The following is a 19,051-nucleotide window of genomic DNA, read 5'->3' as shown; positions in this document are numbered from 1 at the left end:
GGAATGACGCTTTATGGCTACTTAGATGATGAGAAAAGAACACACTGCCCTTATTCTACTGGCCGTATAGCTACTTTCAAATTTAATCAATTAAGCAGGAGGCCCCTATGCAAACCACACTAAAAAATCATTTAGCTGGAGAATTACTTACCACTGCTACGTGCTGGAAATTAACGCTTGCAGGTGGAGAAGTAATGGATTCACTGACTATGATGAAGACTTAAATATTGATAATATACTCTATAAATCTTCAAGTGGATTTACAGCCAGTAGTATAATATTAAACAGCGATTTAAAGACTGATAATTTGGAAATTGAGGGAATATTAAATAGTGTTGATATCAAAGAAAAAGATGTTTTATCAGGAAAGTACGACTTTGCAAATATTGAGATATTTCTTGTGAATTATAAAGACTTGACCCAGGGAACAATGAATCTACATTCAGGAATTTTTGGTAAAGTGACATTAAGTAGTGGAAGATTTATTGTTGAAATTAGAGGGCTTTCAGCAAAGCTTGAGAGAAGCATAGCAGAATTATACTCTCCTGCATGCAGAGCACAATTTTGCGATGATAAATGTAAAGCCGATACTAAAAAATTTAGTAAAATAAGTACAATCACTAAAGTAATAGACGAAAGAAGATTTGAAGACACGAATTTAACTGAGAGTGATGAATATTATAAGCACGGAGTAGTAAAATTCTTTGGCTCAATAGCGTTTGAAGGTGTAGTAAAAGAATATAAAAATAAAGTAGTTACGTTGTTTACTTCGCCTCCATACCAAATTTTTGCTGGAGATAAATATTCAATACTCGCAGGTTGCGATAAAACATTTCCAACCTGCAGAAGCAAGTTTAACAATACTGTGAATTTTCGTGGTGAACCCTATATACCAGGTTTTTATATTGTTTAGCAGTACAATTTTCAATATTATGAATAAGCATGGAAAGGTGGCTGAGTGGTCTAAAGCACACGCTTGGAAAGCGTGCACATATGAAAATATGTCGGGGGTTCGAATCCCCCCTTTTCCGTATGTTACTTCTAGAATAGTATAAAACCCCCGGTCGCGCACACAACTGTACGAACATTGTAATATGGTACAATGTTACAACTATGCGGTGGTAATTTACGATAAATTCATGTAACTATCTCAAATTTAGCCATACCAATATCAGTGAATTTATTAAGCAAATAGCATTTGATTGGCAGTTCTTTTTCTCGATTTATCTCAGATTTATTCCTAAAACTAAATCCGAATATTTGCTTTAATCTTGAGAAAAACCCTTCAATATAAGATCTTTTCCCATAATTTACTTCTTTTTTCCATTCTTTCATGCCATCTTCACCGTATAATTTTATTAACCTAATAGCAGCATTCCTGTCAGACATATAATCTATTTCTGGATGTTCTGCCGCATTGTTTATTGGTGGAATTTTTGTCTTTATATCATATTCGTTACACAACTTATAAAACTTGTGCCTATCACATGCTCTATCTGCATATAGTGCTTTTATGGCATGCTGAAAATCGACTTCTTTTAGCAAATCACAAGCTCCATAGTGATCAGCCGTTACTGTATTTTACAGCTATGGCTTTTTTGCTGTTTGTATTCAACATTACATGCAATTTTCTTGTCTGTTCATAGCTGCGATACTTTCTATCTTCGCTATTTTCTTTGCTATGACCAGGAGTGTTGTTGTATATACTAATTCCTGTACTGTCTATAGCAATTTCGATGTCTTCCATATTATTTTCTGCAATCATTTATCTTAATATTAAGTTTCTTAAACCTTCTTGATGCTTGTGAATAGCTGATAACTGCCAAATCTCTTCCTATTTGTTGCAAATACCCTTTTATAAACCCGACTGTTTGTCTTAAACCAATTCTAAAGAAACTGACGATTATATGCACCAAAATCACAACTTTATCACTATAAATATAGTTGCCGCCCTGCATTTTTGGACAATTCTCGTACCAATTTTCTATGGCGTCATTGATATAACAAAAAATGCTTCCTCTTTCTTGGAGAAATTTGTTATATTCATGGCAGTTACTGACTCTCATTTTTTGTGGCATATTTTTTCTTCAACAGTTAAATGGCTATTTATAATGAATTTTGTCAGTAACTGCCAGTTCTTTTCACTTGAGCGATGCAACAAAGCCATCCAAGTGTCAGCTACTCGGATGACACCTTTCCTAGCAGAGAAATCACAATGTTCATACGGTTGTACGCATACCGCTGGGATCTAGGATTTTTCTATAATTTAAAAACAAAAAAGGATGTTACTCATTGAGTAACATCCTTTTGGAGAAGGTGGATAGCTTTGTTTAGTTCGTTTTCACAGCTGTTTGTGCAGCTTGCTGTTGAACGTCAGTGTCAACAGCTACTTTCGTAGAAGGCTGTCCCACCAGTTTGTCCAGATGACCTGTCTTTCTTAAGTCAGCTTGGGTTTTTGCCTTGCCATTTTCAGTAAACATTGTATGTGTTGGAGAAGAAGTTGGTGAATTGAATCCACTATCAGAACCATTACGATTACTAAAAGAATTGTGTAATGTAGATTCAGTTTTAGCACTTAAACTAAATTCTTTTAAGTTTTTCTCCATTGCTGCCCCAACTTCATCTTTACTGAAAGATTGTTCCAATCTTTCTAATGAGCTTGTTGGTGTAGAAGGACCAGATGAACCTCTTGCACTATCAAAAGAATTACTGCGAGTTAGAGTTCCTTTATTCGAATTACCAAGATATTGGTTTACTTTAGGATCACTGAGAACATCTTCACTGAAAGAACTTTGTCCATTTAAGTTAGTCAATGAGGCGCTTCTAGTTGGTACTTCTGGAGTTCCTACCCTAGTAAGGTTGCTAGTACTATTACGTCGTGCAACTCCTGGTCTTCCTCCTATTGTTGCAGTTTTATTAGTATTCTCAATTGGAGTAGGAGTATCAACGTAAAAAGTGCTATTTCCTATTTTTCTAGGCAACGTGTCTGATTCAGAAAGAACTTGATATTTAACTTCAGAAGTTTTTTCTGACTTTTTGCCACTTTTGAAAGGTGATGAAACCCTATCCCAAAGTGAAGAAGGTGCTTTTACTTCTTTATGCTCCGCAGGATTTAACAATTCCGCTTCGCTGCTAACAGTACTGTCAGTCTTTACAGAATTTAGTGAATTGCTTTTTGACAAGCTGTTAGATTGTTCAGAGCCTTTTCTTCCCAGTGAAGAGAATGATGATGACACAGACCTAGTTAAACTTTTGACAGAAGGCCTGTTAGCTTTTTTCTCTGCTCTGTCAAACATATTGCTTACGCTTGAGTACAAATGATTTTCTCTACATTCTTTAATAACCTTCTTAATTTCATCGTAATGTTCAGAGAAAACACTGTCGATGAAATAACTACCTTTAGGTAATGACCTTTGTGTTAACAAGTTATGCAAGCTTTTTTCATTTAAATTATTAATGAATTCTTTCTGTACTTGCCATCCAGAAGTATGTTCAATCTCCCCTGATTTTGCCTTCTCTGCCATTTTTAAATCAATTTCTGACGATATTCCAGAAAGTACATTTTTCACTAACCCAGAATTATTTCCTTTATCAGCAAAAATTGCTTTCATATCATTTCTTATTTCGTCAGATTTCTTAATTGCATCTGGAGTAAACCTTTTTACCTTATCTAAATAGTCCGTCTCACCAGATGCCTTATGGAATTTATTTGCCACTCCTTCGCCTACAAAACTAGCGCCTTTTTTCAGTGAATCTACTGAATGTTCATAACCTTCTTTCACCTTATCTTTAACATGCACAGCACCATCTCTAACTTTTCCGGCAGCGTATGTTGATGCGTCCTTAACTTTCCCAGCAGTATATTTTGCCCCATCAACTGTTTTTTCTGCTGACCACTTGAGCCCTTTATATCCAGATTGAACTGTTTTTACAGCGACTTTTACAGCGAAATATAAAGCAAGACCAACTATAGCACCTGGTATAGCAAGTGTTGCACCAACTGCCAAAAGTGGTAGTACTGCCGTAAATAATCCACTTGCTGCACTTACTACAAGAATCTTATCTCCTTGTTTCATCTTAGAGAATTCTGTATCCCCTTTTAACAGGTCAGTAATTCTTTCTTTTAGCTTCTTGGGATCATTAGCAATATCTGAATTTGGTAGATTTTGCATCGTTTTATTCAAATCAAAACTATCTTCTGGTTGGTTTTGTTGAGTTCCAACAGAATTTGAATTTTTTTCATTATGTAACATTTTAAACCTCACTATTAATTAAATATATTATAATTGTATTCCTTGATTCTTAAGTTAGTGTTAAATTGATTGCCAGTATTTATTTGTCTTCAAATAATTTCGCTTGACGTGTTTTGTGGTAACATAGAAAATTAGGTCAAGAAGCTGCAGCATTTATGAAGTATAGAAAAAGAACACTCATCTTTTTGGCTGTTATAACTTTAATAATAATAGCTTTACTATTTAGGTATAATTCCCATTTTCACAAAGACGTAGTGCACTTAAAGAGTGACAACAAAGAATTCAAAAAAAAGCCAGAAAATTCTATAGAGTCGACCATATTACATAGAGAAAAGGAAGTGTACGATCATGTTTTCCATCCTGATGATTAATTTGTAAATAAAATAGCAATTTATGTTTGCATTTTCTTATTAAAGAAGTAATATTAGCGTATTAATTATAGAATCAATCATTATGTTTGATGATAATAATCCTTGGAATCTGGGAAAGAAACCGGTAGGGAACAAAACTCCTAATAATGAAGATATTTTAAGTAAAGCTGTATCTGATATAAGGTTCTTTCTTAATGGATTAACCAGAAACAGGGGCAAAAAACCTTATTTCATCATTTTCATTATTTTGCTGTTCTATGCTTGCACTGGCTTTTATATTGTCCATCCTAGTGAAGAAAGTATAGAACTTACCTTTGGTAAATATTCTAATACGGAAACACCTGGTTTGCGTTATCACTTCCCCTACCCTATTGGCAAGGTTTTTAAAGTGAACGTTAAGGAAGTAAATCGTGAAGAAATTGGGGTAAGTAGTTCTTATGGGCGAGATACAGATCGCGGTGAAGGCGTGATGCTAACTGGAGATGAAAATATAGTCAACGTTAACTTCGAGGTTCAATGGCGCGTTAGAGATGCTAAGGACTATTTATTCAAAGTGCGGGATTACAAACCCGGTTTCAGTGTTAAAAATGCTGCTGAAAGTGCCATGAGAGAAATAATAGGTAAAAACACGATCTCTTTTGCACTTGGTCAAGGCAGACCAGAAATTTCTAGAGATACTAGAATTCTATTGCAGCAGATTCTTGATGGATACCAAATGGGTATAGAGATTTTATCTGTTCAAATGAAAAAAATTGATCCACCAGAAAAAGTAATCAGTTCGTTTAGAGATGTACAAAGTGCTCGTGCAGACAAAGAGCGTACTATAAACGAAGCATATGCTTATAATAATGATATTATACCTCGAGCAAAGGGTGAAGCGATAAAGATAAAATTAGATGCACAAGCATATGAAAATGAAGTAATAAATGAAGCAAAAGGTAATGCAAATCGCTTTTTATCTCTTTATGAGGAATATAGACAGAATCCTTCTCTCGTTAAGAATCGTATTTATCTTGAAACTATGGAAAATATTTTCAGTAAGGTAGACAAAGTTGTTGTAACTGATGATCTGAAAGGTATGTTTTCTTATTTACCTCTTACAAATTTAGGAAAATAACCATGAGTAGTAATATTAAAATTGTTTTTGTTTCTGTATTTGTTGTTTTATTGATTGCTTTATCTAATTCAATATTTGTTGTGCAAGAAACAAAGCAAGCAATAGTTATACAACTGGGTAAAGTTGTAAGGGATGTTAGGGAAAGTGGCTTATATTTTAAGTTGCCATTCATAAATAGTGTAGAGTTTCTTGATAAAAGAGTTTTAGATTTAAGTCCTGACAAAACTCCAAGAGAAGTGATAACTGCAGATCAAAAACGTATTATAGTAGATGCGTATGCAAAATATAAAATAACGAATCCTATTACTTTTTACCAGGCTGTGAGGAATGAATCAGGTCTGGTTAGAAGATTATATCCGGTTATAGAAGCTCACATAAGAGAAAATATAGGCAGATTTTCGTTGATTAGCTTGTTGAATGAAAAAAGATCAGAGGTTATGCAATTGATTCAGCGTGGAGTTTATTCTGAAGCTGAAAAATTTGGCATAGAAATAATAGATGTAAGAATTAAGAGAGCAGATTTACCAGAAGAAAATAGTTCTGCAATATTTCGCCGTATGCAAACTGAAAGGGAAAAAGAAGCAAAAGAAATTAGAGCAGAAGGAGAGCAAGCTGGGCAGGAAGTTAGATCAAAAGCTGATAAATTAAAAAGGGAAATTATCTCCAGTGCAGTAAAAGAATCGTACGAAATAAGGGGCCGTGGTTATGCTGAAGCAACTAGAATTTATAATGAGGCATTTAAGGTTGATGAAGAGTTCTTTAACTTTTATCGCTCTATGAGCGCTTACAGTAAATCATTTGCCGAAAATAATACTAAATTTGTACTTTCACCAAACAATAACTTTTTAGATATTTTAAATAAAGGATGGAAATAATTTATGAAAAGTAAGGCATTTATTTTATCTATATTTGCATATTTTCTAATTGCGTTTTCTTCGTATGCTAATATGCTTGATTGGAATGCAAAAAAGGTCGTTGATGCTAGCACTACTGCATGCAACTGTAATCAAGGACTTGCCGATTTAGTGGAAGAACTCATTCCTGCGGTTGTAAATATTTCAAGCGAACAAATCATCAAACAAGAAAATAACAGCAGAACTAGAGTTCCATCTATGCCAGGAAATAATTTTTTTGATGATTTTAGAGAGTTTTTTGAGCATTTTGATCAGTTTTTTATGGATAGGGGCCCTAGTGTTAACAAAGAGGTGGTGTTGCTTGGTTCTGGGTTTATTATAGATAAGGGTGGAACTATAGTAACCAATTATCACGTTATTAAAAACGCCAAAGATATCACAGTTACTATGAACGATAATACTTATTTCAAAGCAGAAGTTTTAGGCTATGATGCAAGAACTGATCTTGCTGTGCTTAAGATTAATTCTGATAAAGATCTTTCTTCTGTTGCATTTGGTGATTCTGATAAAGCAAGGGTTGGTGATACGGTTATGGCAATAGGTAACCCATTTGGTTTGGGTGGCTCTGTAAGCACAGGAATTATATCTGCAAGGTCCAGGGACATTAGTATTGGCACTATGAATGAATTTATTCAAACTGATGCTGCAATTAATAGGGGTAACTCTGGAGGACCGTTATTTGATTTAAATGGAAAAGTTATAGGTATTAATACTGCTATCTATTCTCCATCTGAGTCTGGCGGCAATGTGGGTATAGGTTTTGCCATACCATCTAATTTAGCTATGTCAATTATTGACACATTAAAAAGTGGCAAAAAAATAAAACATGGTTGGCTTGGTGTGCAAGTTCAGCCTATAACGAAAGAATTTGCTGAGTCCTTGGGTTTAAAAGATATAAAAGGCGCATTGGTTGCAAGTATAGTAAAGGATAGTCCTGCAGAAAAAGGTGGGATTAAAGTAGGTGATATATTATTAGAATTTGACGGTAAAAAAATCGATAGAATGACACAATTACCTCAAATGGTTTCAAGAGCTGGACCTGAGAAAAAAGTGCAAGTTAAGTTACTTAGAAAGAGCAAAGAGGTTAATATTAAAGTTGTGATCGGAGAATCTACAAATGATGGCCAAGATAACAATCAAGAAGAAAATAAATCAACATCTGATTATGTAACCGGTTTAACTGTTTCAAATCTGCCAAAAGAATCAAAAGAAAGTAAAAATAATGTACCTACAAAAGGTGTGATAGTTACCAATGTAGATAGTAACAGTAATGCCACGTTGCGTGGTATTAAAAAAGGAGACATTATTATCCAATTAGATGGAACCGATATAGAAAATACTAATGATTTTCAAAAACAAGTTGATTCAGCAGTAAAGAAAAACGGTAAAGATTCAATAATGTTGCTCATTTACCGCAATGGAAATCAATTTTTCGCTTCAATAAAGTTAAAGAAGTAATTTTATTCACTAAATTTACAAAACAGTAGTGTTGTAAGCTCGCTACTGTAACACTTCAATCTTATAAAATAAATTAAAATCTACACTAGATTTCTTGCATAACCATATAAAAAACCAAAGGATGTCATCCCAGTGCCCAGACACTGGAAACTTCACTGTAATGAGCACATTGAGCAGCTGTATAATAAAAACTGGATTCCAGTGTCAGCTACTTGCATGACGCCGTCATAAAGGAACCAGTGTCGGCTACTTGGATGACACCATAGGGGTTACTTGGGTGATACTATAGGAGGTCTAACATGAACTTTCTAAAATTCATTGAACTGTGCTTTCAAACAGTGGTGCCGGGATGTGAGTATAATGATTATCAGTACATAAAAGTCATAGCAGACAGGCTGGAAGCAGCGAATGCTGGCGAAGTAAGGCGCATAATATTCAATATGCCTCCGCGTTCAATGAAGTCCATATGTATGAGTGTTGCGTGGCCCGCATGGATACTGGGCAACTGCAAGAATAATAGTTGCAAGTTATTCTAAGTTGCTTAGTGAAAAACATTCGCTCGATACCAGGTGCATAATGCAATCTGATTGGTATAAAAAGCTATTTCCAGAGGTAGAACTATCCAAAGACCAGAACACTAAATACAAATTCCAAACAGTACAGAGAGGATACAGAATCGCAACATCAGTTGGAGGAACATTAACCGGTGAAGGTGGTGACTTTATTATTGTGAATGATCCGCTTAACCCTGCTCAAGCTTTGAGTGAAACATTTAGAAAACGTGCCACAAACTGGTTCGATCAGACTTTAGTAACGAGACTCAACGATAGAAAAAAAGGAGTAATTGTGCTTGTGATGCATAGGCTCCACCTGGAAGACTTAACAGGGCACCTCTTATCCAAGCCAAAAAACATATGGCATCACATTTGTTTGCCAATGATTTCTGAAAAAGTGGAGATAATCGACTCAATTATAACACAAGAAAAAGGTTTATATTCAAGAGAAGAGAATGAGTTATTATATCCCCTGGAGGGAGAAAGAGAAGAAGTTGAGATGATAAAAGTTGAACTCGGGAGTTACGCTTTTGCTGCTCAATATCAACAAAACCCCCTGCCGCTTTCAAGTGGTATAATAAAACAAGAGTGGCTAAAGCGCTATAAAAATTTCCCTGATAATCTCTCACATGTAACTCAAAGCTGGGACACTGCAGTTTCAACAAACGATTCCAGCGACTTTAGCGTCTGCACCACCTGGGCAAAAATAGATAATAAATTCTATTTACTTGATGTATATCGAGCAAAGCTTGAGTACCCAAAGCTTAAAGAGCAAGTTCTGTCACTAGCTGCAAGATGGGCACCACACGCAATTTTGATCGAAGCAAAAACGAGTAGTCAACAATTAACACAAGAGCTAAAAGCAAATAGCGATCTACCGATTATTGAAATTGTGCCACACAATGACAAACTCACTCGATTTTATCAAATTGTTCCGGTGATAGAGTCTGGCAGGGTTTTTCTGCCGCATCAAGCGGTATGGCTCAATGATTTTGAGTACGAAATTTTAATGTTCCCAGAAGCTCGCTACGATGATCAAGTGGATAGTACGGTGCAATATCTGCAATGGATGAGAAAAACTAACACCAGTGCTTTCAGGGTCAGGGATTTTGGTCCCAACCCTAATAAAACACTTGGGTGGTTAAGATATATCTAAAAACCTAAATTTCTTTCCCCAAAGCTTCTGACGTATGCTTTACCTGTTGCGGATGTTTAAGCTCTGAAGAGACACTTCCCTTATGTTGCACATCAGGAGAACCCATAGAACAAAAACCACTATCTCTATCAACTTTTTTAGAACTAGAGTTATCAGATCTATACTCTACAGGTAGTACCTCCCCTTTCCCCGAAATAGTACCTTGTGACGGGCCTGGATCACCATCTAGAGAACTTACAGGAGAAGTCTCTTTTGAGAGTGAATTATTTTCTGCTCTTACTCTATTTGGTAATGAAAGTCGTTTAGAAATAGGTGGCTTTTTACTTACAGAACCCCCAGGAGCACTTACACTTGAAGATATCGAACACACCGAATCACGCCCTTCATCATGTCGCTTAAGGTTTACGTCATGTTGCTTCTTAAAATGTGAAAAGAAAAATTTTTTTATTTTTTGAACACCACCCCCATGTTTCTTCGGAGATTTACTATCTTGTGACTTTGCTTCAGAATACTCATCACTACTTTTTCGATCACTTTCATCAGTAACTTGCTGTTTTTCAGGTTCCTCATTAGAAGCCACAGAATTTAAGGACATTGAATCATTCCATGCTGTAGGAAAAGGAGTCAATGATGGCCTATAGCTCACTTGCTGACCCTGAATCTTTATTAGCATACTTTCATCATCTGCCTGATCACCTTCCAATGCTCTCACACCCACCTGTGAGCAAGCCCCTTGCTCGCTTTTATCATGTTCTTCAGATTTCATACCCAAAATGTTCACATCTTTCAAACATGGAGAACGTGCAGAAAACTCAAGACTTGAGGACTTTTGATCATTCTTTGTCGTAAGTAGAATTGGTTTCGTCGATATTGTGTAATGAACTGGAGGAGTTATAACACGTGGAAAAGAAGTTAACGTTGATGGCAAAAAGTACGAATCCTCTGGCATACTTTCATCTCGTTTATCTATGTACGCGTATGAACTGGATGGCATGTCCGTTTGCTGAGAAGAAGTACTAGCCTGACCTATCTCTTCCCCCAGCACCCCCCGAAAAGGCTCTGTTTCTTTCTCTCTTTCTGATCCTTGCCTGGGATGCTTCTCTAACCCTTCACCACAACTTCGCTTGGGAAACTTCTGTGTCGGTGATGCTTCAGCTAATAGCGTTCGAGGAAGCCCAGGATCAATCTCTATTTGACCATCTTTATTGATTACAGAGTTTTCTATAATTACAGGAATTAAAAGAGCAATCTGTCTATTGGAAAAAGCATATACACCACCAAATCTACCTGATCGTGTGGTTTCAGTTTGACCTTTAATATCAGTCAAAAGATCATAACCAAATTGAGCATTAATCTTATTTGCCTCACCACGATTTAGGTACCTTGAAATATTACCCTCTTTGATTGTAGGTATAAAAGCAAAGCGATCTCCATTACTTATCTTGTCTTTATCGATAAACTCATCATAGTAATACCTGTGGATTGATATTTCAGTTAAGCGAAAGATTAGCTCGCCTATAGCATCCTTGTAGTGTTTAGCTTTCACTTTTAAATTATCACTGTGCTGAAGGTAAAAATTATACCCCACCTCTTTTTTAGAAGCTTCTGTTATATTTCTAATGAAACCAATATTTTCAACATCTTTAACATATACCTTATTGCCATCAATATGATAGAAATCTGAATAACTACAACCATGCTCCTCCATTTGTGCTTGAAGTGCCATCACAAAATACGTTTGCAGATTTGGGCCATTAAACAACAGACATTTTATATAACTAGATGACGGATCCATTTTTGCCTGCTTTATACTTGCGTTTAAAGTCTCTTCAATGCGTTTTTTACCAAGATGATGTTTTTCATCAATTTTCTTAATCACTCGGTCTTCGACATCATTTTCAAATTCCTCAGCAAAGTGCACCTTGAGATTAAAAATTACTCTAGAGTCTATAGGAACTGTGAGCTTAGTTATTCTTGTTTTCTTGTCATACTTTAACCATTTCTTATCAAAGTGAAATGGAAAAGATTCAAGATCAAAAACGTGACAAGCTACAAACTCATCAGAATAATATTCTCTTACTAAGTCTCTTGCCATCTGTGATAAGTACCTCTTTGCAGAGCGCCGACCACAATTAAACTTAACGATGATATTATCGCCCTCCACAACAAAATTAGTGTTGACTTTAGAGCCGTAATTACTAACGTTAAATGCATTAACCAGCTCCTTAACAAAATCTAAACTAGTCATAACTCCTCCCCTATCAAAATATTACTTTTCTTTATTTTTACTCCCAGCCTTATCAGCTTTAGTACCACTCATCCTCGTATAAGGATACTTACCACAATCATCAAACCTACTACGACCCTCGTGCATGTCTGGTCCACCACCTTCTCTAGGATTAGCTTTTAGCCAGGCAGCAGAATCATACCCACCAGAGCCTACCTTAAAACGAGGATCTCCTTGTGAACTAGAGCTCGCTTGTTGTTTTTTATCCATAATACCCTCCGTTAATAAAAATATTATGTAATCTATATATTATAAATAAATCATAAGTGCAACAACTTTTTTGCATTTTCATAAATTTTTTTTTCATTTCCCTTTATAACCTCCTTTAGGCTGAACATTTATAGAATTAAGTTCTGATTCTGGTGAAATTTGATCCTGCTCAGCAAGTAATTCACCGCAAATTTTATCTATATCAATTGTTTCTTTGCCAGTATTACTACTCTTTTGTCCACCAATTGACCCTACTGTTTCTTTGCTAGCATTACCACTATTTCTCATATTTTGCTCACCAGTTGACCCTACTGTTGGTGTCTGCCCGCTAATATTCATGCTTTTCTTTTCTGATTTTTCACTAGACCGCCCTGTCTTTTCAACAAATATTGGCCCCTTCTCCGCAGGTTTCTGTGGACACACCTCTTTCTTCTGTTCCTCCGGCTTCGCTTTTTTCTCTTCTTTGTCCACTTTTTGTTTTTGTGAATTTTCATGAGATTTTCTTTCAAGCTCAGTAAGACGCAATAGATGTTTCAAAGGATCTGACACAATTTCAAGTTCTGGTTTGCTCAGAACAACCGGCCTTACAAATCCTGGTGAAATTTCAAAAAGGAAAACTGGCACTTTAGGTTTTTCTCTTTCATCCACTTTCATTTCTACGTTTTCGCAAACTTCTTTATTTTCTTCCTTTAATGATGTTTTTTCTGCTTTTTTATCTTCTTTTTCTGTAGATGCCTCTACCGCAGCCGCCAACTCAACTCCAAACATCTCTGCGAACATTGTAACAATCCATCCGACAACAGCCATTTGTAACCTGAGTTTCAGATCTTGCAATGCAGTTAATCTTTCTAACGCCCTTGCAAACTCTTCTTCTGATAACTCACCACTGCCTAATTTCTCCTGCAATTCTTTTATCTCTTTGTCCAACCTCTGATTGAAACTTAAATCGCGTGCAAAAATCTTCTTGATTAACTCCTTAAGCTTATCACGCAAAAACTTCATTATCGCAGCAATCAGGTTTTTTTCTTTCTTCTCCTTGAGCATTTGGTAGATTTTCGGATCATCTACATCTACTTCAAAAAGGGTAAAGAGAGATTCAAAGAAATTCCAGAAATCTCCGAGTACTCTTCCTTTTTCACCAGTGAAGTAATCCTCATCATCACCTTGCCCGATATGTAGCTCTGCTTGAGATGATATTTCATCGATACAACTAGAAGCCTGACGCTCACACTCGAGCCTCCCGAGCAAATCTTGTCTGGTGAGCTCCTCTACGCACTGCCTCTATTGTCTGATATAGCTAAAGTGACTTACGATAATTTGAAAAACAAAAATTCGTCATTCCGCTACTTGTTAGCGGAATCTATACCGCGAATGAATCGCGGTATGACGTAGGACTGCTGTCATCCCAGTGCGTGACACTGGGATCTCGTTCCTTAACTTTATAGTGTAAATTATTTCAAATTGTGTCTAGCTGCAAGTATAATAATTTCCATTTATAGATAAAGTATGTTGCAAATGTTATGCCAAAGAGTATAATAAAATCTATATCAAATACTTTACAAGAAAAAGTGGGATAGAGGCAAAAGCAAATATTAATAAGGATAATTTAAGAAAAGTGCATGCTAGAGTTTGAAGAAGCAGTAAAAATAAAAAATATTATTGAAAGGTTAAATAGCACATGATATAATATATATATAGTGTAAAAATGTAAATAATTTTATTGACATCTTTACATTAATAGTTCTTAAATATTTAGTACTGTAGAATTAAATTATTAAGTTTTATGAAGGAAGTAAAAATGGTGGAAAGCTTTTCAGGTAACAACAAAGGCAGTAATTTTATTGAGGAGGCAAAAATAATGGAAAATTTTTCAGATAATAACGGAAACGGTAGCTCGATCTTCCAAGGAAAAATCAGGGAGCAAGATTTCTCTGCAGAGCAGAAGCTAAATGAACTAAAAGCAGCCATAGAGGAGCTCACCAGACAAGATTTGCTCGGGAGGCTCGAGTGTGAGCGTCAGGCTTCTAGTTGTATCGATGAAATATCATCTCAAGCAGAGCTACATATCGGGCAAGGTGATGATGAGGATTACTTCACTGGTGAAAAAGGAAGAGTACTCGGAGATTTCTGGAATTTCTTTGAATCTCTCTTTACCCTTTTTGAAGTAGATGTAGATGATCCGAAAATCTACCAAATGCTCAAGGAGAAGAAAGAAAAAAACCTGATTGCTGCGATAATGAAGTTTTTGCGTGATAAGCTTAAGGAGTTAATCAAGAAGATTTTTGCACGCGATTTAAGTTTCAATCAGAGGTTGGACAAAGAGATAAAAGAATTGCAGGAGAAATTAGGCAGTGGTGAGTTATCAGAAGAAGAGTTTGCAAGGGCGTTAGAAAGATTAACTGCATTGCAAGATCTGAAACTCAGGTTACAAATGGCTGTTGTCGGATGGATTGTTACAATGTTCGCAGAGATGTTTGGAGTTGAGTTGGCGGCTGCGGTAGAGGCATCTACAGAAAAAGAAGATAAAAAAGCAGAAAAAACATCATTAAAGGAAGAAAATAAAGAAGTTTGCGAAAACGTAGAAATGAAAGTGGATGAAAGAGAAAAACCTAAAGTGCCAGTTTTCCTTTTTGAAATTTCACCAGGATTTGTAAGGCCGGTTGTTCTGAGCAAACCAGAACTTGAAATTGTGTCAGATCCTTTGAAACATCTATTGCGTCTTACTGAGCTTGAAAGAAAATCTCATGAAAATTCACAAAAACAAAAAGTGGACAAAGAAGAGAAAAAAGCGAAGCCGGAGGAACAGAAGAAAGAGGTGTGTCCACAGAAACCTGCGGAGAAGGGGCCAATATTTGTTGAAAAGACAGGGCGGTCTAGTGAAAAATCAGAAAAGAAAAGCATGAATATTAGCGGGCAGACACCAACAGTAGGGTCAACTGGTGAGCAAAATATGAGAAATAGTGGTAATGCTAGCAAAGAAACAGTAGGGTCAATTGGTGGACAAAAGAGTAGTAATACTGGCAAAGAAACAATTGATATAGATAAAATTTGCGGTGAATTACTTGCTGAGCAGGATCAAATTTCACCAGAATCAGAACTTAATTCTATAAATGTTCAGCCTAAAGGAGGTTATAAAGGGAAATGAAAAAAAAATTTATGAAAATGCAAAAAAGTTGTTGCACTTATGATTTATTTATAATATATAGATTACATAATATTTTTATTAACGGAGGGTATTATGGATAAAAAACAACAAGCGAGCTCTAGTTCACAAGGAGATCCTCGTTTTAAGGTAGGCTCTGGTGGGTATGATTCTGCTGCCTGGCTAAAAGCTAATCCTAGAGAAGGTGGTGGACCAGACATGCACGAGGGTCGTAGTAGGTTTGATGATTGTGGTAAGTATCCTTATACGAGGATGAGTGGTACTAAAGCTGATAAGGCTGGGAGTAAAAATAAAGAAAAGTAATATTTTGATAGGGGAGGAGTTATGACTAGTTTAGATTTTGTTAAGGAGCTGGTTAATGCATTTAACGTTAGTAATTACGGCTCTAAAGTCAACACTAATTTTGTTGTGGAGGGCGATAATATCATCGTTAAGTTTAATTGTGGTCGGCGCTCTGCAAAGAGGTACTTATCACAGATGGCAAGAGACTTAGTAAGAGAATATTATTCTGATGAGTTTGTAGCTTGTCACGTTTTTGATCTTGAATCTTTTCCATTTCACTTTGATAAGAAATGGTTAAAGTATGACAAGAAAACAAGAATAACTAAGCTCACAGTTCCTATAGACTCTAGAGTAATTTTTAATCTCAAGGTGCACTTTGCTGAGGAATTTGAAAATGATGTCGAAGACCGAGTGATTAAGAAAATTGATGAAAAACATCATCTTGGTAAAAAACGCATTGAAGAGACTTTAAACGCAAGTATAAAGCAGGCAAAAATGGATCCGTCATCTAGTTATATAAAATGTCTGTTGTTTAATGGCCCAAATCTGCAAACGTATTTTGTGATGGCACTTCAAGCACAAATGGAGGAGCATGGTTGTAGTTATTCAGATTTCTATCATATTGATGGCAATAAGGTATATGTTAAAGATGTTGAAAATATTGGTTTCATTAGAAATATAACAGAAGCTTCTAAAAAAGAGGTGGGGTATAATTTTTACCTTCAGCACAGTGATAATTTAAAAGTGAAAGCTAAACACTACAAGGATGCTATAGGCGAGCTAATCTTTCGCTTAACTGAAATATCAATCCACAGGTATTACTATGATGAGTTTATCGATAAAGACAAGATAAGTAATGGAGATCGCTTTGCTTTTATACCTACAATCAAAGAGGGTAATATTTCAAGGTACCTAAATCGTGGTGAGGCAAATAAGATTAATGCTCAATTTGGTTATGATCTTTTGACTGATATTAAAGGTCAAACTGAAACCACACGATCAGGTAGATTTGGTGGTGTATATGCTTTTTCCAATAGACAGATTGCTCTTTTAATTCCTGTAATTATAGAAAACTCTGTAATCAATAAAGATGGTCAAATAGAGATTGATCCTGGGCTTCCTCGAACGCTATTAGCTGAAGCATCACCGACACAGAAGTTTCCCAAGCGAAGTTGTGGTGAAGGGTTAGAGAAGCATCCCAGGCAAGGATCAGAAAGAGAGAAAGAAACAGAGCCTTTTCGGGGGGTGCTGGGGGAAGAGATAGGTCAGGCTAGTACTTCTTCTCAGCAAACGGACATGCCATCCAGTTCATACGCGTACATAGATAAACGAGATGAAAGTATGCCAGAGGATTCGTACTTTTTGCCATCAACGTTAACTTCTTTTCCACGTGTTATAACTCCTCCAGTTCATTACACAATATCGACGAAACCAATTCTACTTACGACAAAGAATGATCAAAAGTCCTCAAGTCTTGAGTTTTCTGCACGTTCTCCATGTTTGAAAGATGTGAACATTTTGGGTATGAAATCTGAAGAACATGATAAAAGCGAGCAAGGGGCTTGCTCACAGGTGGGTGTGAGAGCATTGGAAGGTGATCAGGCAGATGATGAAAGTATGCTAATAAAGATTCAGGGTCAGCAAGTGAGCTATAGGCCATCATTGACTCCTTTTCCTACAGCATGGAATGATTCAATGTCCTTAAATTCTGTGGCTTCTAATGAGGAACCTGAAAAACAGCAAGTTACTGATGAAAGTGATCGAAAAAGTAGTGATGAGTATTCTGAAGCAAAGTCACAAGATAGTAAATCTCCGAGTAGCCGGAAAGGGTCAGAAAGTAATTCGTTTTCAGGTAGTAGCACTCCATCAAAGGTACGACAATCTAGTATATTAGAGTCTCTAGAGAACACGTCTTTTGGTGGTATTCCAGAACACTTGCCACAAGATGCCGTAAGCAAGCCAAATGTGCCCGGGGACCGTAGTTCTAAAATTTCTGTAGATAGTGGTTTAGGGTCGCTTGAGCGGCCACAGTCGAATTCTTCTATAACTACTAGTACTGTTCCAGGGATATCTGAATCAAGGAAAGATCTAAATCCTCCCGTAGACAATAAGCGGCCACAGTCACTGCCACTTGCGGATTTTTCTACTTGTGCTAGTAATGAAACAGTAAAAGCTTTTTTGTGTTTTCTAGATTATTTTTCTTCTTCTGAAGGGAAGAAGCAACTACCCTTACTTCTTTCTTCTGAGGCGGGAAAGCAGTTATCCTCGATTTCGGATCCTCGTGAACAGGAAAACCTACTAGACTTTCTTTTTTCTACTGAGGGGAATAAGCAACTATGCTCGCTTTTTTCTTCTGAGAATAAACAACAACTGCATTCACTTTTTTCTCCTAAGGGAAAAGAGCTGCTGTTTTCACCTTCTCCTGAGGGGCAAAAGACGATACCTTTAGTTCTTTCTCCTGAAGGGAAGGAGCGATTACCCTTACTTTTGTCTCCTGAGGGAGAGCGAATATCCAAACCTTTCTCTCCTGAGGCAGGCAATATAATATCCTTACTTATTTATTCTCGTGTAGAACCTAAAAATATGTCACACCGTTCATTTCGTGACAAATTAGCAAAATGGCTTCACCGTAATTCTTCACTCTCAAAAGTGGCTTCTCCTCAAGAAAAACCTCTTACTAATGACGAGAAGAAGGAACTACGCCCATTTCTTTGTCCTAAGCTGCAGAAGAAACTAGATTCCAACTCTCTTGAGGATGCACAGTTAAAATACTTGCTGTATACTCCTAGTGGGAAAGAGAAGCTAAACTTACTCCTTTCTTCTCCTGAGAAGGAGGGAAAGCAACTACACCCAGGTTTACCTTCGGAGGCAGAAAAAGGCTTACTTTTTAAGTTCTTTGATGAACAAGAAATTAGTGGTAACACTTCTACAAATTCTAAAGATAGTGGTTATTCAGGATCGTCTTCACAAAAATCGACTAGTGATACTGGAAGTGATGAAGATGGACTAGAAGATAGTGGTGGGTCGTCAGTCTCATCGAACTCCAGTACTTCCACTGTTAGAACTAAAATGGATGCTACTAAGATCGAGCAATACTTGCAGGAGAAAAAAGTTAACAGTTGTACCTAATCCACTGCTCTCAGCCACCTAAGTGTTTTATTAGCTGACCCTGAGAGCACTGGTGTTAATTTTTCTCATCCATTGTAAGTATTGCATGGTACTAAATGTTTAAAAAGTATTAATATAAAGATATCAATAAAATTATTTACACTTTCATGCTATGCCC

Annotated in this window: 12 protein-coding genes, 1 tRNA gene and 3 pseudogenes; 11 read left to right on the top strand and 5 right to left on the bottom strand. The window is 36.4% G+C overall.

Annotated features, from left to right (window positions below):
• Window positions 1-160 precede the first annotated feature (160 nt).
• A complete protein-coding gene (locus tag OPR39_RS04095) occupies window positions 161-913 on the top strand; it encodes a DUF2163 domain-containing protein (protein ID WP_255498595.1) in 753 nt (250 codons plus the stop codon).
• A 31-nt stretch (window positions 914-944) separates the two neighbouring features.
• Window positions 945-1,031 (top strand) — tRNA-Ser (locus tag OPR39_RS04090).
• A gap of 106 nt (window positions 1,032-1,137) precedes the next feature.
• On the opposite strand, the pseudogene OPR39_RS07470 reads toward OPR39_RS04090, so the two are convergent.
• Window positions 1,138-2,078, bottom strand: a pseudogene (locus OPR39_RS07470) (IS5 family transposase).
• A gap of 252 nt (window positions 2,079-2,330) precedes the next feature.
• Window positions 2,331-4,253 (bottom strand): actin-bundling T4SS effector WalE1 family protein, encoded by a 1,923-nt coding sequence (locus tag OPR39_RS07120; protein WP_319606912.1) that lies wholly within the window; start codon window positions 4,251-4,253, stop codon window positions 2,331-2,333.
• A 155-nt stretch (window positions 4,254-4,408) separates the two neighbouring features.
• Between OPR39_RS07120 and OPR39_RS04065 the strand changes: the two genes are divergently transcribed.
• The 6 genes and pseudogenes from OPR39_RS04065 to terL all read left to right on the top strand — a co-directional run bounded on the left by OPR39_RS04065 (window position 4,409) and on the right by terL (window position 9,823).
• Complete coding sequence (locus OPR39_RS04065) at window positions 4,409-4,624, top strand: hypothetical protein (RefSeq protein ID WP_006279848.1); 216 nt, start codon at window positions 4,409-4,411, stop codon at window positions 4,622-4,624.
• Window positions 4,625-4,706: 82 nt separating this feature from the next.
• A complete protein-coding gene (hflK, locus tag OPR39_RS04060) occupies window positions 4,707-5,741 on the top strand; it encodes an FtsH protease activity modulator HflK (protein WP_006279849.1) in 1,035 nt (344 codons plus the stop codon).
• Between the two features lie 2 nt (window positions 5,742-5,743).
• A complete protein-coding gene (gene hflC, locus OPR39_RS04055; protein WP_015589224.1) occupies window positions 5,744-6,616 on the top strand; it encodes a protease modulator HflC in 873 nt (290 codons plus the stop codon).
• Window positions 6,617-6,619: 3 nt separating this feature from the next.
• The gene (locus OPR39_RS04050) at window positions 6,620-8,113 is read left to right on the top strand and encodes a DegQ family serine endoprotease (RefSeq protein WP_265039158.1); all 1,494 of its coding nucleotides are present in this window, start codon (window positions 6,620-6,622) and stop codon (window positions 8,111-8,113) included.
• A gap of 117 nt (window positions 8,114-8,230) precedes the next feature.
• A pseudogene (locus OPR39_RS04045) lies at window positions 8,231-8,335 on the top strand (WPE palindromic element domain-containing protein); the annotation flags it as partial.
• 77 nt (window positions 8,336-8,412) lie between these two features.
• A pseudogene (gene terL / locus OPR39_RS04040) lies at window positions 8,413-9,823 on the top strand (phage terminase large subunit).
• 4 nt (window positions 9,824-9,827) lie between these two features.
• Here the strand turns inward: terL and OPR39_RS04035 are convergent.
• The 3 genes from OPR39_RS04035 to OPR39_RS04025 form a co-directional block, all read right to left on the bottom strand.
• Window positions 9,828-12,071, bottom strand: a complete 2,244-nt coding sequence (locus tag OPR39_RS04035) for a hypothetical protein (RefSeq protein ID WP_265039156.1) — start codon at window positions 12,069-12,071, stop codon at window positions 9,828-9,830.
• A gap of 21 nt (window positions 12,072-12,092) precedes the next feature.
• A complete protein-coding gene (locus OPR39_RS04030; RefSeq protein WP_015589227.1) occupies window positions 12,093-12,320 on the bottom strand; it encodes a hypothetical protein in 228 nt (75 codons plus the stop codon).
• Between the two features lie 93 nt (window positions 12,321-12,413).
• Window positions 12,414-13,568: a hypothetical protein gene (locus OPR39_RS04025; RefSeq protein ID WP_265039153.1), complete on the bottom strand. Its 1,155-nt coding sequence runs from the start codon at window positions 13,566-13,568 to the stop codon at window positions 12,414-12,416.
• A 550-nt stretch (window positions 13,569-14,118) separates the two neighbouring features.
• On the opposite strand from OPR39_RS04025, the gene OPR39_RS04020 reads away from it, so the two are divergent.
• The 3 genes from OPR39_RS04020 to OPR39_RS04010 all read left to right on the top strand — a co-directional run bounded on the left by OPR39_RS04020 (window position 14,119) and on the right by OPR39_RS04010 (window position 18,894).
• A complete protein-coding gene (locus tag OPR39_RS04020) occupies window positions 14,119-15,465 on the top strand; it encodes a hypothetical protein (RefSeq protein WP_406833344.1) in 1,347 nt (448 codons plus the stop codon).
• Between the two features lie 93 nt (window positions 15,466-15,558).
• Window positions 15,559-15,786, top strand: a complete 228-nt coding sequence (locus tag OPR39_RS04015) for a hypothetical protein (RefSeq protein ID WP_015589227.1) — start codon at window positions 15,559-15,561, stop codon at window positions 15,784-15,786.
• Window positions 15,787-15,807: 21 nt separating this feature from the next.
• Window positions 15,808-18,894, top strand: coding sequence for a hypothetical protein (locus tag OPR39_RS04010; RefSeq protein ID WP_265039149.1), 3,087 nt, complete (start codon window positions 15,808-15,810; stop codon window positions 18,892-18,894).
• Window positions 18,895-19,051 lie beyond the last annotated feature (157 nt).

The organism is Wolbachia endosymbiont (group A) of Yponomeuta plumbellus (genome assembly GCF_947251575.1).
GTDB classification, from domain to species: domain Bacteria; phylum Pseudomonadota; class Alphaproteobacteria; order Rickettsiales; family Anaplasmataceae; genus Wolbachia; species Wolbachia pipientis.
This window is presented reverse-complemented; position numbering and strand designations above follow the sequence as displayed.